This is a genomic window from Arcobacter defluvii (assembly GCF_013201725.1).
Taxonomy (GTDB): domain Bacteria; phylum Campylobacterota; class Campylobacteria; order Campylobacterales; family Arcobacteraceae; genus Aliarcobacter; species Aliarcobacter defluvii.
Window position 1 is genome coordinate 949,300 of the sequence record NZ_CP053835.1, and the last position, 15,324, is coordinate 964,623.

At 29.5% G+C, this 15,324-nt stretch carries 14 protein-coding genes; 8 read left to right on the top strand and 6 right to left on the bottom strand.

Going from position 1 to position 15,324, the window contains the following annotated elements:
* From ADFLV_RS04770 to ADFLV_RS04780, 3 genes are read left to right on the top strand one after another with little or no spacing between them, the layout of a single operon-like run.
* Positions 1-2,277, top strand: coding sequence for a response regulator (locus ADFLV_RS04770; RefSeq protein WP_129012045.1), 2,277 nt, complete (start codon positions 1-3; stop codon positions 2,275-2,277).
* A 55-nt stretch (positions 2,278-2,332) separates the two neighbouring features.
* Positions 2,333-2,731, top strand: coding sequence for a DUF2721 domain-containing protein (locus tag ADFLV_RS04775; RefSeq protein ID WP_014473733.1), 399 nt, complete (start codon positions 2,333-2,335; stop codon positions 2,729-2,731).
* Positions 2,728-3,450 carry a tetratricopeptide repeat protein gene (locus ADFLV_RS04780; protein ID WP_129012044.1) on the top strand — a complete coding sequence of 241 codons (723 nt, stop codon included), beginning with the start codon at positions 2,728-2,730 and terminating at the stop codon, positions 3,448-3,450. The genes ADFLV_RS04775 and ADFLV_RS04780 overlap by 4 nt, the downstream gene beginning before the upstream one ends.
* Positions 3,451-3,459: 9 nt before the next feature.
* Here ADFLV_RS04780 and ADFLV_RS04785 read toward each other — a convergent pair whose 3' ends face one another.
* From ADFLV_RS04785 to ADFLV_RS04810, 6 genes are all read right to left on the bottom strand, one after another.
* Positions 3,460-3,867, bottom strand: coding sequence for an NUDIX domain-containing protein (locus tag ADFLV_RS04785; protein WP_129012043.1), 408 nt, complete (start codon positions 3,865-3,867; stop codon positions 3,460-3,462).
* A gap of 134 nt (positions 3,868-4,001) precedes the next feature.
* Positions 4,002-4,808 (bottom strand): sulfite exporter TauE/SafE family protein, encoded by an 807-nt coding sequence (locus ADFLV_RS04790; protein ID WP_014473736.1) that lies wholly within the window; start codon positions 4,806-4,808, stop codon positions 4,002-4,004.
* 16 nt (positions 4,809-4,824) lie between these two features.
* The gene (locus ADFLV_RS04795; protein WP_129012042.1) at positions 4,825-6,420 is read right to left on the bottom strand and encodes a gamma-glutamyltransferase family protein; all 1,596 of its coding nucleotides are present in this window, start codon (positions 6,418-6,420) and stop codon (positions 4,825-4,827) included.
* Between the two features lies 1 nt (position 6,421).
* Positions 6,422-7,747: a TRAP transporter large permease gene (locus ADFLV_RS04800; RefSeq protein WP_129012041.1), complete on the bottom strand. Its 1,326-nt coding sequence runs from the start codon at positions 7,745-7,747 to the stop codon at positions 6,422-6,424.
* Between the two features lie 106 nt (positions 7,748-7,853).
* Positions 7,854-8,255, bottom strand: a complete 402-nt coding sequence (locus tag ADFLV_RS04805) for a TRAP transporter small permease subunit (protein ID WP_228712411.1) — start codon at positions 8,253-8,255, stop codon at positions 7,854-7,856.
* Entirely contained in the window at positions 8,252-9,349 is a 1,098-nt protein-coding gene (locus ADFLV_RS04810; RefSeq protein WP_129012040.1) for a TRAP transporter substrate-binding protein, read from the bottom strand. The genes ADFLV_RS04805 and ADFLV_RS04810 overlap by 4 nt, the downstream gene beginning before the upstream one ends.
* A 459-nt stretch (positions 9,350-9,808) precedes the next feature.
* Here ADFLV_RS04810 and ADFLV_RS04815 point away from each other — a divergent pair, with 459 nt between their 5' ends.
* The 5 genes from ADFLV_RS04815 (at position 9,809) to urtD (ending at position 15,323) form a co-directional block, all read left to right on the top strand.
* Positions 9,809-10,327 (top strand): ureidoglycolate lyase, encoded by a 519-nt coding sequence (locus ADFLV_RS04815; RefSeq protein WP_014473741.1) that lies wholly within the window; start codon positions 9,809-9,811, stop codon positions 10,325-10,327.
* 158 nt (positions 10,328-10,485) lie between these two features.
* Positions 10,486-11,760, top strand: a complete 1,275-nt coding sequence (urtA, locus tag ADFLV_RS04820; RefSeq protein WP_014473742.1) for an urea ABC transporter substrate-binding protein — start codon at positions 10,486-10,488, stop codon at positions 11,758-11,760.
* Between the two features lie 55 nt (positions 11,761-11,815).
* Positions 11,816-13,420: an urea ABC transporter permease subunit UrtB gene (gene urtB / locus ADFLV_RS04825; RefSeq protein ID WP_129012039.1), complete on the top strand. Its 1,605-nt coding sequence runs from the start codon at positions 11,816-11,818 to the stop codon at positions 13,418-13,420.
* 3 nt (positions 13,421-13,423) lie between these two features.
* Positions 13,424-14,533 carry an urea ABC transporter permease subunit UrtC gene (gene urtC / locus ADFLV_RS04830; RefSeq protein WP_129012038.1) on the top strand — a complete coding sequence of 370 codons (1,110 nt, stop codon included), beginning with the start codon at positions 13,424-13,426 and terminating at the stop codon, positions 14,531-14,533.
* Between the two features lies 1 nt (position 14,534).
* Positions 14,535-15,323, top strand: a complete 789-nt coding sequence (gene urtD / locus ADFLV_RS04835) for an urea ABC transporter ATP-binding protein UrtD (RefSeq protein ID WP_129012037.1) — start codon at positions 14,535-14,537, stop codon at positions 15,321-15,323.
* Position 15,324 lies beyond the last annotated feature (1 nt).

A 15,324-nucleotide genomic window follows, 5' to 3' on the forward strand; every position in this document is an offset into this window, starting at 1 on the left:
TTGAAATTAAAAAAACTTTTTATGTTGCTGTTTATTTTAAATACAGTCTCTTTCATAAGTGTTGCAATTGTGATAAATAAATATCAGAAATCAACAATAAATCTTGAAGATGCATATAACATGCAATATAAATCTTTGATTTTAGCAGATGAGTTAAGACAAAGTAGTGATGACTTGACAAGAATGGCACGAACTTATGTAATAACTGGAAATTCTATGTATGAAGAGCAGTATAAAACAGTTTTGGCTATACGAAATGGAGAGTTACCAAGACCTAAAAGATACAATGGAATTTTTTGGGATTTTTTATCAATTGATGGAAGTATTCCAAAACTAGATGGAGAAAAAATACCTCTTCGAGAGTTGATGAAAAATGCAAATTTCCCAGAATCAGAACTAAATATGCTTTTTACTTCTCAAAATGAATCAGATGATTTAACAAAACTTGAACATAAAGCTATGAATGCGATTAAAGGTATATTTTTAGATAAAGATGGAAATTACACTATAAAAGGTAAACCAGATTTTGCACTTGCAAGAGAACTTATGCATTCAAAAGAGTATCATGAAGCAAAAATTAGAATCATGGAACCTTTAGATAGATTTTATAAAGCTTTTGAAAATAGAACAAAACAAAAAGTTGATGAAGCAAGAGCAACAGTAAAAGAGTTGGAGTTTTATGTAAATGTTATAGTTTTATTTTCAATAGTTTTCTTTTTGATGTCATTTTTTATAATTTTATTTAGAATTGTTTACCCAATTGATTTATTAAGACGAGTGATGTTAAAACTTTCAAAAAATGATATGAGTGTAGAAATAGATAAAAATAAATTTGATGATGAAGTAGGGGATATGATAGGGGCTGTTGAGATTTTTAAAGAAAATACTCAAAAACTTCTTACAAGTGAACATCAAATAAAACAAGCAATGCAAGAAGCAACAACAGCAAATAAAGCAAAATCAATCTTTCTTGCTCGAATGAGTCATGAACTACGAACTCCACTAAATGCCATATTAGGTTTTACAAATATTTTACAAAAATCAATGAATGCAACTACAGTTGAAAAAGAGAACTTAAATGTCATAAAAAGAAGTGCTGACCATCTTCTAAATATTATAAATGAAATTTTAGAGTTATCAAAAATAGAAGCTGGAAAAATGGAGTTGAGTCTTAAAAATTTTAATTTATTTGAGTTAATAAAAGAGATAGAAGATATTTTTGCTTTTAGATGTGAAAATAAAGGCTTAAAATTTAAAATAGAGACTTTGAATCTTCCAAAATATATAAAAGCTGATGAACAAAGATTAAGACAAATTTTGATTAATCTTTTAGGAAATTCTTTGAAGTTTACAAATGAAGGTGAAATTTCTTTGTATATTTATGAATTAAATAAAAAACTATTTTTTGAAGTAAAAGATAGTGGAATTGGAATAGATAAATCAAATCTTGAAAAAGTTTTTAAACCTTTTGAACAAGTAAAACAAGATAATTATACACAACAAGGTACAGGATTAGGGTTATCTATTACCAAAGAGTTAGTTTCTTTGATGGGTGGAAATATCTATTTAAAAAGTCAAGTTGGAGTTGGAAGTGAATTTTATTTTAGTATTAATTATGAAAAAGCAAATGAAGAAGAACTTTCAAAAGAGAATAATGCAAAAAATATAGTTGGAATTAAAAATGAAAATTTCACTAAAACTATTTTAGTTGTAGATGATATAAAAGAAAATAGAGATTTGATAACTTTACTTTTAAACTCTTATGGGTTTAAAACTTTAGAAGCTACAAGTGGGAAAGAAGCTTTAGATGTTTTTGAAAATGAAAAACTTGATTTGATTTTTATGGATATTTTGATGGAAGGAATGGATGGTTTAGAAACTATGCAAAATATCAGAGCTTCAAAAAATGGTAAGGATATTCCCATTATTGCACTTTCAGCCAATGTTTTTGAAGAAGATAAAAAGGAAGCTATAAAAAATGGTGCAAATGACTTTTTAGCAAAACCTGTGGAAGAAAAAGAGATTTTATTGATTTTAGAAAAATATTTGCATATAGAATTAGAGTATGAAAATAAAGAAAAAAGAATCAATGTGAAAAAAGAGTTAGAAACTTTACCTCAAGAGTTTGTAGAAAAATTAAAAGAAAAAGCACTTCTAATGGATAATGATGGAATTTTTGAACTACTAAAAGAGTATGAATTATCAAATGATTTAAAAATTTATATCAAAAATTTAGTTGATGAATTTAAGTATCAAGAGTTGCTAAATCTAGTTTAATTTCCTTTTTTTATCTTTTTGTTACAATACACAAAAATACAAAAGGTTATTTATAATGGAAATAGAAATTTCAACACCTGCTTTATTATTCCCAGCTATTTCGTTACTTCTTTTAGCATATACAAATAGATTTTTAACAACAGGACAACTTATTCGTTCAATCTCTCATCAAGCAAGAGAACACGGTGGACAAGAATTGGCTGGACAAATAGAAAATCTAAAAAAAAGACTCGAACTTACAAAATGGATGCAATTTTTTGGAGTAGTATCGATTCTTTTATGTACGATGTCAATGTTTTCTCTTTTTTTAGAATTTCATAATTTTGGAAAAGCGATATTTGGATTGAGTTTAGTAACTATGTGTTTGTCTTTGTTTATCTCTTTATGGGAAGTTTATATCTCTTCAAATGCTTTGAATTTGGAGTTGAAAGATTTATATGAGAAGTGTAAATGAAAAAGATTATATTTTTAATTTTACTATCAGTTTTAAATATAAGTTTATATGCAAATGATTTTAATTTAGCATTAGAACTTCAAAATAAAGGTGAAATAAATAAAGCAGTTAGTTTATTTGAAAAGGCTTGTAATAATGATGATTTAAAGGCTTGTTATAATCTAGCAATTTTATATTTTGATGGAAAAGAGATAAAACAAGATTATTCAAAAGCTAAAAATTTATATACAAAATCTTGCGAAGCAGGGCATGTTTCTAGTTGTTATAATTTAGGACTGATGTATGACAATGCAAATGGTGTAACAAAAGATATATTAAAAGCAAAAGAATTATATATAAAAGCTTGTGATGCTGGCGATCCTTATGCTTGTATTAACACAGGATATATTTATGAAAATGATGAATCTTTAAGAGATTATGAAAAGGCTAAGAAGTATTATCAAAAAGCTTGTGATAAAGATGATTCTTCAGGATGTCATAATCTTGCAGTTATGTATATAAAAGGCTTAGGAACAGAACAGAGTTATAAAAAAGCAAAAGAGTATTATCAAAAAGCTTGCGATATGGCTTATTCTTCAAGTTGTATAAATTTAGGTGTAATGTATGCAAAAGCTCAAGGTGTAAAACAAAATAGTTTTAAAGCTAAAGAGTTATTTAAAAAAGCTTGTGATGCTGGAGATGCTAAAGGATGTAGAAACTATTCTGTTATGAATAGATAAAACACTATTTTAGATTTTTAAAAAATCTAAAATAATTTGTTTATGGTCAAAAACAAGTTTTTCAAGTGGTATTTCATCTAACTTATAGACATAAACCTCTTTTGCATCATCTTGTGCAACAGGTTCTCCATAAGCTTTACAAATATAAACAATAGATGCTGTATGAAATCTTTCATCTCTTGCGGGATCTGAATAAACTCCAAGAAGTTTTTCAATCGTAACATCCAAAGAAGTCTCTTCTTTCATTTCTCGAACAACTGCATTTTCAACTGTTTCACCAATATCAACAAATCCACCAGGAATGGCAATACCTAAAGGTCTATTTAATCTTTCAATCAAAACAATTCCTTTAAAATTTTCATTTTCATCATAAAGTTTTATTATTCCATCAACGGCTAAAAAGGGTGTTTTTATCATAGTTATCTCTTATTTAAGTGTTTTATTGAAAGGAGTTTATCATATTTTTCTAAGTTTTGTTTTTAAGAGAGATTTCAAAACTCCATCTATGAAGATGAAGTTTTATAAAAAATAAATAGTATTAGTTAAATAGTTTAAACTAAAACCATTTTCAATCCAACACAAGCTAAAAATACTGCAAAAGCAACTTTAAGTTGTTTTACATTTAAGCTATATGCTAATTTTACACCATATGGTGCAAAGAACATTGTCATAGGAACTAGTACTGCAAATGCTAGCCAATTTACATATCCAGTTGAAGCTAAAGGTAAATTTTCTACATTCCATCCAACAATTATATAACCAATTGTTGCAGGAACGCTAATAATCAAACCAAACAAAGATGCTGTACTAACTGCTCTATGAATAGGAAAAGAAAATAGTGTTAGTAAAGGAACCATAATAGTTCCTCCTCCAATTCCAAGTAATGAAGCAAATCCTCCAACAAGTACAGCAAAAATAGATTGTAAAAATCTTCCTGGTAAAGAATCTGCTATTACTAGATTTTTAAAACTACTAATAATCATATTTATTGATACTACTAAAAGTAAGATACCAAACATAAATTTTAAGTTCGCTCCATCTATATATTTTGATGTGAAAGAACTTATTAAAACCCCAAGAATTACAAAAGGAATCCATCTTTTAGATAAATCCCAATCAATTCCACCTTTTTTATGGTGAGAACGTGCAGATATAATTGAAGTTACAACAATAGTTGATAAAGATGTACCAATTGATAAAGGCATAGCAATTGAGATATCAATATTCATATAGATAAATATATGATAAAGCATAGGAACAATTACAATTCCTCCTCCAACACCAAGTAATCCTGCTAGTAAACCAGCAACTACTCCACTTGCTAACAAAATTGGTACTAAAATTAATAATTCATTCATAAAAATTTGTCCTTATTTAAAAGCCTGAAGCTTTTCCATCACTTCTTGGGTCAAATGCCCCTTTTATTGTTTTTGATTTATCATAAACTAAAGCTCCAGCATGTCCAACAGCTGAATCAAATTCTCCTAAGATTTCAACATCATGCCCTTTTGCTTTTAATTCTTCAATTAACTTTTTATCAAATCTTGATTCAAGTTTTAAACTTTGAGATGAATTACCCCATGTTCTTCCTAAAAGCCATCTTGGATTATTTATGCAAGTTTGTAAATCTTCATTATAATAAGCATATCTAGAAAATATTGCTGCTTGTGTTTGAGGTTGTCCATCTCCACCCATTGTTCCATAAGCCATAACTCTTCCATCATCAAAAAGAGCAATCGCAGGATTTAATGTATGAAAAGGTTTTTTATGTGGCTTTAAAGCTTGAATATGTGTTGAATCAAGTTTAAAGCTACAACCTCTATTTTGCCAAACAATACCAGTTTTAGGAAGTGTTAATCCACTTCCAAACTCATGATAAATACTTTGAATCGCACTTACAACTCTTCCTTCATTATCTGAAACTGCAAACCAAGTAGTATCGCCTGGTGCTGCATTCTCACCCCAAGGCATAGCTTTTTCTAAATCAATTTCTTGACTTAATTTATCTAAATATTCAGGTTCAAGCCAAGCTTGAAGTTCTTCGGGAGTTGCAGCTGTATTCATTTTATCTCTATGTTTAAAAGCAATTTTTGTTGCTTCAACCAATAAATGAACATGGTTAGATGAATCCTTTTGTGGCAATTTTTCAAGCCATCTATCAAATAAACCTAAAATCATCAGTGATGCAACTCCTTGTGTTGGAGCTGAAGCATTAAATAATTTTGCATTACTCGTTTTCATTTCTAAAGGTGTATTCCAAGAAGCATGGTGCTCTTGTAAATCTTTTTTTGATAATAAAGAATCTCTATCTTCTAAATCTTTTGAGATATTTTGAGCTAAAGTTCCTCTATAAAAATCATCAAATCCATTAATTCCAAGAGTTTTTAAAGTATTTCCAAGTTTTTCTTGTATTAGACTTTCACCTTTTTGTGGTACTTTCCCTTTTGGATAATAGATATCTGCAAAATATGAATCTACTATTAACTCATCTTTTTTCTCTTCTAAAGTTTGAGATAAAGATTGTGTTACAACTATTCCATTTATAGCTGAATCAACTGCTTCTTCAACAAGTTTTGATGTTGAAAGTTTTCCATTCCACTTTTTTTTACTTTTTTCATAAGCTAAATTCCAAGCTGAAACTGCACCAGCTACACTATTTGCAGCTAATCTTCCTCTAAAAGGAATGTCTTTTAAACCTTTATATTGATTCATATTAACATCAAAACCTGAGTAACCTGATGCTTCAATAAAACTTACGCCCTCTTTAGGGTCATAAATTAGCCAAAAGGCATCTCCACCAATCCCAGTCATATGTGGGTAGTGAACTGCCAACGATGAGGCAACTGCAATTGTAGCTTCAATTGCATTTCCTCCTTGTTTTAAGATTTCAAGTCCAGCATCAGATGCTTTATGGTGTGGTGAAACTACCATACCGTTGTTTGAAATTTGTGTTAAAGGTAAATTATTCATATTACATCCATCCTATTGCTTTGGGTAACCAAAGTGCTATTTCTGGGAATACCATAACAAGTACAATTACAATAATCTGAATTGCAATAAATGGTAATACCCCTTTATATATATCCATTGTTTTAATTTCTTTTGGAGCTACTCCTTTTAAGAAGAATAGTGACCAACCAAAAGGTGGGGTTAAAAATGAAGATTGTAAATTTAGTGCAACTAAAATTCCAAGCCATATCATATCTACATTTAGTGCGTGAAAAATCGGTAATACAAGAGGAAGCACTATATATGAAATTTCTATCCATTCTAAGAAAAAACCTAAAAAGAATAAAACAATCATCATAAATATTATTGCACCCCACATACCACCAGGTATTGAAGCAAATAAATCTTCAACTAAATAATCTCCATCTAATCCTCTAAAACTTAATCCAAAAACTTGAGAAGCAATTAAAACGAACATAATCATTCCAGTTACTTTCATAGTTTCATATATAGTTTCTTTTAAAATTTCTAAACTTAATCTTTTACTTATAAAAACTATTACTAAAGCACCAATTGCTCCCATTGATGCAGCTTCTGTTGGAGCTGCAAGTCCACCTATGATTGAACCTAATACGGCAAAAATTAGTAAAAAAGGTGGTGCAACAGATTTAAAGAACTCAATCCATAACTCTTTTTTTGAGTATTGTGAAATCTCTTCTTCATCAATAGCAGGTACATGATGAGGTGCAAATTTACTTAATAAAATAATATAAATTATATAACAAACACTCAAAAGTAGTCCAGGCATAAGAGCTGCTGCAAATAAAGGACCAATAGCCTCTCCACTAATATCAGCTAATAAAATTAAAACTAAACTAGGAGGAATAATTTGTCCTAAAGTCCCAGAGGCACAAATAGTACCACAAGCTACACTATGACTATAATTCCTTTTTAATAGTGTTGGAAGTGCTATCATAGTTAAAGTTACAACTGTAGCTCCTACAATTCCTGTTGAAGCACCCATTAAAATTCCAACTACAATAATTGCTATTGCCATACCACCAGGTTTTTTTCCAGATAATAGTCCTAATACATCAAGCATTCTTTCAGCTAAACGAGATTTTTCCAATAAAATACCCATAAAGACAAAAAGAGGAACAGCAAGTAAAGTATAGTTCGTTAAAACACCAAAAATTCTAGAAGGTAAAAGATTAAATAGATTTAAATCAACTCCAATAACTCCAAAAACTAAACCAGCTCCTGCAATTGCAAATGCAACAGGAACTCCTAATAAAATAAGTGCAAAAAGAGATACCACCATCATAATTGCTAATATTTGCGGATCCATTTACTATTTTTCCTCTTTTAGTTTAGATACAGCTTTTAATAAAACTGCTAACCCTTGTATTAAAATAAGTATAAATCCAATTGGTATTAAAGATTTAACTAAATATCTATAAGGTAAACCCCCCTGGGTCTGGAGAGATTTCCCCTGTATTGTATGATTGCATCACATATTCACTTGATAAATATATTATAAATATTGAAAAAGGAATAATGATTAATATAGGAACTAATATATCCATATATAGTTTTACTTTTTTACTATAGTGATTATAAAAAAGATCAACTCTTACATGTTCACCTTGTTGAAAAGTAAAAGCAGAACCAAACATAGCAATAGCTGCTAAAATGTGCCATTGTAACTCTTGTTCAGCAATTGAGCTAATATGAAAAAAATATCTAAAAAGAACATCTCCCGCAACCATTAAAACCAAAATAAGAATCAACCAAGAAGTTATTTGACCTGTGCGTTCTACGAACGCATCAAGTCTATTTGAAATATCTGAAATCATGATGACAACTTAGTCATTACTACTTCTTCACTTTTATTTTGCCACTCATCGTGCATTGCTTTAAAAGTAAAGTAGCTATCGTGAACTTTTTTAACTAAAGGATTTTCTGCTGTTAATTTATCATATGTAGCAAACGTAACTTCTCTTAATTTTTCAATAACAGAATCAGGTAATGTTTTTGCTTGTACACCTTGATTTTTAACTAAATCTTCTAAAGCTTCAGAGTTATTTGCTTCAGACCAAGATAATCCCATAAGATTACACTCTGCTGCAACTGCTCTTACGATTGCTTGTAAATCTTTTGGTAACGAATCCCACGCATCTTTATTGATTAAACACTCTGTTGTATTACTTGGTTCTCCCCATCCTGTTGTATAGTAATATTTTGCAGCTTTTTGGAATTCCATTTTTCTATCTTGAAATGGTCCCACAAATTCAGCAGCATCAATTACACCTCTTTCAAGTGCAGGGAAAATTTCTCCACCTGGAAGTAATTTAACACTAACTCCAAGTTGTTCTAATACTTTTCCAGCAAGTCCAGGAACTCTCATTCTAAGACCATTTAAATCTGCAACAGAGTTAATCTCTTTTTTAAACCAACCTGTCATTTGAACACCTGTATTCCCTGCTGCTAGTCCTATTACATTAAATGGTTTATAAACTTCATCCCATAACTCTTGTCCTCCACCAAATTGAAGCCAAGCATTTGTTCCTTGGAAGTTCATTCCAAAAGGAACAGCAGTAAAATATTGAGCTGCAAATGTTTTACCAGCCCAAAAAAATGAGTTACCCCAGTTCATTTGGATTGTACCTTTTGATACTGAATCAAAACCTTCCATTGCAGGAATAAGTTCACCAGCAGGATAGTGTTTAATTTTTAATCTACCTCCTGATAATTCATCAACTCTTTCACAAAAGTAACTTGCACTTCCAGGACCAACAGAATAAAATGGTGCTCCTGCTCCATAACAATTTGTCATTTTCCATCTAAAAGTTTTAGTTGATTCTGCACTTGCAATTGAGGGTATTGCAATTGCAGCACCAATACCAGCTAAACCTGTTTTCTTAATAAATTCTCTTCTATTATTAGTCATGTTATTCCTTTTTTCAAAAATTAGATTCATGATGAATCCACCTAATGACAACTCTTTTAAGAGCTAATATATTTAAAACATTAAAGAGTTACTTATATTTTTAGATAATTATCTCTTTCATAAATCTACACAATAATTAAAATTAAATTTTTGTAAGACGTTGTATCTCTAATATGTTTTCTGCTGCTATTCTATACCTTGCATGATTTTTTGTAAAGATATTTTTTAATAATATGTGTACATAAACTATGCATATATTTTATACAGTAGAATAATAAATTTTATACATCTATTTAAATATAAAAAAATATCCTATATGTAATTGAATTTATGATAAAATGTCACGATTAAACCGTTATATAGAGCAATTAGCTTGCATTATTTAGTATAAATAATTTTATTAAAATAGTAAGGTTTAGTATATAAAATATATAAGAGAAGATGAGTTGAAAATATAATATGAGAATAGAAATAAAACCAAAACCTCTAACAAGAGAAGCTTTTAAAAAATTCGGTGAAGTTATAGAAAAAGAGGGCAGAGAATCTATGATTATAAATAGAGGATCTGCTGAAAAATTTTATGAAGTATGTAATATGGATGCAAATGAAAAAGGAGTAAAATCAATTTTACATATTTATATAGGAAAAGGTAGAGAATTTCCTCTACATATAAATATGTTAGAAAAACATCCATACTTTTCTCAAACTTTTGTGCCAAGAAGTAAAGAACCTTTTTATTGTGTTGTTGCTTTGGGTGGTAGAGAACCAGATTTATCAACTTTAGAAATATTTAAAACAAATGGAGATCAAGGTGTTCATTTAAATAGAGGAACTTGGCATTTCCCTTTAATTTGTATAGAAGATAAACAAGAGTTCATCGTTTTGGATGGTGTAGGTATTAATCTTGATGAAAAAAAAGTAATCGAATGTGTAGAATATAATATGCAAGATAAAGAGATATTTTTAATAAAAGATTAAATAAATTTTATTTGTTGTTTAGTGCTTGTTATTATTAAATATTTTATTATGGTTAATGTTTAAAATATATACAACAACTTTTTAAATTACTATCAAAAACAACACTAAAACAACACTTCTTTTTTATACTTCGTTTAGAAATAAAAAAGGAGACTTAGATGAAAAGATTATTTGCAAAAGCAATTGTAACTTCTGCATTATTAGGTGGAATGTTAGTTCACGCTGCTGATACTATCAAAGTTGGAGTTTTACACTCTCTTTCAGGAACTATGGCTATTAGTGAAACAACACTTAAAGACACAGTTTTAATGCTAATTGATGAGCAAAACAAAAAAGGTGGAGTTTTAGGAAAAAAACTTGAACCAGTTGTTGTTGACCCAGCTTCAAATTGGCCTTTATTTGCTGAAAAAATGAGAAGTTTATTAACTAAAGATAAAGTTGATGTAACTTTTGGTTGTTGGACATCAGTTTCAAGAAAATCTGTTCTTCCTGTTGTTGAAGAGTTAAATGGATTATTATTCTATCCAGTTCAATATGAAGGTGAAGAGTCTTCTAAAAATGTATTTTATACAGGTGCTGCGCCAAATCAACAAGCAATTCCAGCAGTTGATTATTTGATGAATGAAATGGGAGTAAAAAGATTTGTTTTAGCTGGAACAGATTATGTTTATCCAAGAACTACAAATAAAATCTTAGAAGCATATTTATTATCAAAAGGTGTTAAAAAAGAAGATATTATGATTAATTATACGCCATTTGGTCACTCTGATTGGCAATCAATTGTAAGTGATATTAAAAAATTTGGTTCAACTGGTGTTAAAACAGCTGTTGTTTCAACTATCAATGGTGATGCAAATGTTCCATTTTATAAAGAGTTAGGAAATCAAGGTATTAAATCTGAAGATATTCCAGTTGTTGCATTTAGTGTTGGTGAAGAAGAACTTTCAGGAATTGATACAAAACCACTTGTTGGACATTTAGCAGCTTGGAATTATTTTGAAAGTGTAAAAACTCCTGAAAATGATAAATTCATTTCAACTTGGCATAAATTCATCAAAGATGAAAAAAGAGTTACAAATGACCCGATGGAAGCTACATATATTGGATTTAACCTTTGGGTAAAAGCTGTTGAAAAAGCAGGTACAACTAATGTTGATAAAGTAAATGAAGCAATCGTTGGATTATCTGTTCCAAATTTAACTGGTGGAACAGCAACTATGTTGAAAAATCACCATATTACAAAACCTGTATTAATTGGTGAAATTCAAGAAGATGGTCAATTTGAAACTGTATTCTCTACAAAAGAAGTAGCAGGTGATGCTTGGTCTGATTTCTTACCATCATCAAAAGATGTAATCTCTGATTGGACAGCTCCAATTAATTGTGGTAACTATAATACTGTAACAAAAAAATGTTCAGGACAAAACTACTAATAAAAATATAAAGAGGAGTTTTCTCTTCTTTATTAAATCTACATAGGACTAAAAAATGAAATTTTCAATTTTTAAAATAATCTTTCTTAATTTATTAATCCTATCATCTCTTTTTTCTTCAACATTTGAAGATGATTTAAAAGCAATAGACGGAAAAAATTTTAATGAAAAAGAAAATATTGTAACTCAACTTGCAAATAATTATATAGAAGATGATAGATTAACTTTAGTTTTATCTAAAATGCTTGATGGAGATTTATTCATCAAAAATGATGATAAAGATGTTGTTGTATTAGTTAAAAAAGAAGAAAATAGTTTATACACTAAATCTTTGATTAGTGGAAATGATTTAGAAAAACTTGATGAATCAAGATTTGAAAAAGTTAAAACTAACAATAAATTAAGAAGTGTTATAAAAAGCTTACTTGCTCAAATAAATCTTTTCTCTAAAGATGTAAAAAAAAGAGAGACATCAGCTAAAAATATTTTACAAAATGTTACAAAAGATGATGAAACAGTTATCTTAAAAGCTTTGGAAAAAGAGAAAAATGATGAGGTTAAAGAGCTTTTACTTGAAGCTAAAAATATCATTTTTGCTAAATATTACACCGGAGAAAAACAGTTAGAAGCTGTTCGTACTTTAGGTGATTATATCTCTTCAAACTCATTAGCAACTTTGAAAACTATAAGTGAATCAAGTGATTCATCACTTGAATTAAAAGAAGAAGCAAATAAATCAATATCTTCAATAGAGCGTTCTAGAAGTTTTTATTCGTTTATAGAAACAGCATTTTTTGGACTTTCTCAAGGTTCAGTTTTACTTTTAGCTGCAATTGGACTTGCTATTACTTTTGGGGTTATGAAAGTAATAAATATGGCTCATGGTGAACTAATCATGATTGGAGCATATACTACATATACAATCCAACAATTAATGCCAAATTTAATCGAATATTCGATTATCATAGCAATTCCTTGTGCTTTTATAGTGAGTGCTTTAGTTGGGATTTTAATAGAAAGATTAGTTATCAGACATTTATATGGAAGACCACTTGAAACATTACTAGCAACTTTTGGGATTAGTTTGATTTTACAACAAGTTGTTAGAACAATATTCTCACCACTTAACCAAGAGGTAAAAACTCCATCATGGATGAGTGGAGCATGGGAAATAAATAGTGCCTTATCACTTACATATAATAGACTTTATATTGTGATTTTTTCAATCATTGTGTTTTTAGCAATTTTATATGTGATGAAAAAAACAAGTTTAGGATTAAAAGTTCGAGCAGTTTCTCAAAATAGACCAATTGCACGTGCAATGGGAATAAAATCAAGTTACATTGATGCAATAACATTTGGAATAGGTTCAGGAATTGCAGGAGTTGCTGGAGTTGCTTTATCTCAACTTACAAATGTTGGACCAAATCTTGGACAAGCATATATCGTAGATAGTTTTATGGTTGTTGTGTTTGGTGGAGTTGGAAATTTATGGGGAACTTTAATAGCAGCATTTTCACTTGGAGAAATAAATAAATTTATCGAACCAGTTGCTGGGGCAGTTTTAGCAAAAGTTATTATTTTAGTATTCATAATACTATTTATTCAGAAAAAACCAAGAGGGCTTTTCCCACAAAAGGGAAGAGATGTTGAGGATTAAGATATGAAAAAGCAACCATTAATTTTAAAAATTATGCAAAATGATAAAGGTGGAAAAATAGTTTTATCATCTCTTGCTGTTGTAGTATTTGTAGTTTCATTTTGTAATTTATTTGTTCCAGAAAATTCGATTTTTTATATTTCGACTTTTACAGTTACGATTTTAGGAAAATATTTAGCATTTGCATTACTTGCTCTTGCTCTTGATTTAGTGTGGGGATATTTAGGAGTTTTAAGCCTTGGTCATGGAGCATTTTTTGCTCTTGGGGGTTATGCTTGGGCTATGTATCTTATGCGTCAAATTGGTGAAAGAGGAGTTTATGGAAATCCAGATTTACCAGATTTTATGGTGTTTATGAATTTAAAAGAGTTACCTTGGTTTTGGTATGGATTTGATAATCCTTTATTTGCCTTTTTGATGGTTATGTTTGTTCCCGCACTTTTAGCTTTTATTTTTGGATGGTTAGCATTTAAAAGTAGGGTAACTGGAGTTTATCTTTCAATCATAACACAAGCTTTAACTTATGCACTTATGTTAGCTTTCTTTAGAAATGATATGGGATTTGGTGGAAATAATGGTCTGACAGATTTTAAAGATATTTTAGGTTTTGACTTATCAGCTGATACTACAAGAGTAGGGTTATTAATCATCACTTTTATAGCTTTAACTTTAGGATATTTACTTTGTAGATTTATTATAAATTCAAGACTTGGACGAGTTGTAATATCTATTAGAGATGCTGAAAGTAGGGTGAGATTTTTAGGATATAAAGTAGAACAATATAAACTTTTTATTTTTGTTGTATCTGCAATATTAGCTGCAATCGCTGGAGCACTTTATGTGCCACAAGTAGGAATCATAAATCCTGGAGTTTTTTCACCTTTATTTTCTATTGAACTCGTTATTTGGGTTGCAATTGGAGGACGAGGTACGCTTTATGGTGCAATCATAGGTGCAATAGTTGTAAGTTTTGCAAGTACATATTTTACATCTGCTCTTCCAGAAGTTTGGTTATATGCTTTAGGTGCACTTTTTGTTGTAGTTACTCTATATCTTCCAAAAGGTGTGGTTGGAATATTTACAATGTTTAAATCAAAAGTAAAAAAGGCTTAAGATGAGACTATTAAAACATGAAAATGAGCAAAGAATAGGTGATTTAAAAATAGGTGATAGAATCCTATTAGTTGATGGTGTTAGTGTTAGTTTTGATGGTTTTAAAGCCTTAAATAATCTTAGTTTTTCTATAAATTATGGAGAACTAAGATGTATTATTGGTGCAAATGGAGCTGGAAAATCAACTATGATGGATGTAGTTACAGGTAAAACAAAACCAGATGAGGGACAAGTTGTTTTTGGTGAAGCAGTTGATTTACTTTCAATGGATGAACCAAGTATCGCTCAAATTGGAATTGGAAGAAAATTTCAAAAACCAACTGTTTTTGCAAATCATACAGTTTTTGAAAATCTTGAACTTGCAATGAAAGATGATAAAAGATTTTTCAAAACACTTTTTTCAAGACTAAGTAGCGAACAAAAAGATAAAATTGAAGATACTATGAAACTGATTGGTTTAAAAGAGTTATACAATCAACAAGCTGGAATATTATCTCATGGTCAAAAACAGTGGCTAGAAATCGGTATGTTAATCATGCAAGAACCAAAACTTTTACTTGTAGATGAACCAGTTGCAGGAATGACACCACAAGAGGTGGAAAAAACAGCAGAGATTTTGACAAGTTTATCAAAAGAAAATGCGGTAGTTGTAGTTGAGCATGATATGGAGTTTATTAGAAGTATTGCAAAAAAAGTAACAGTTTTACATGAAGGGGCTGTACTTGCAGAAGGAAGTATGGATGCAATACAAAACAATGAAAAAGTACGAAAAGTATATCTAGGAGAATAGT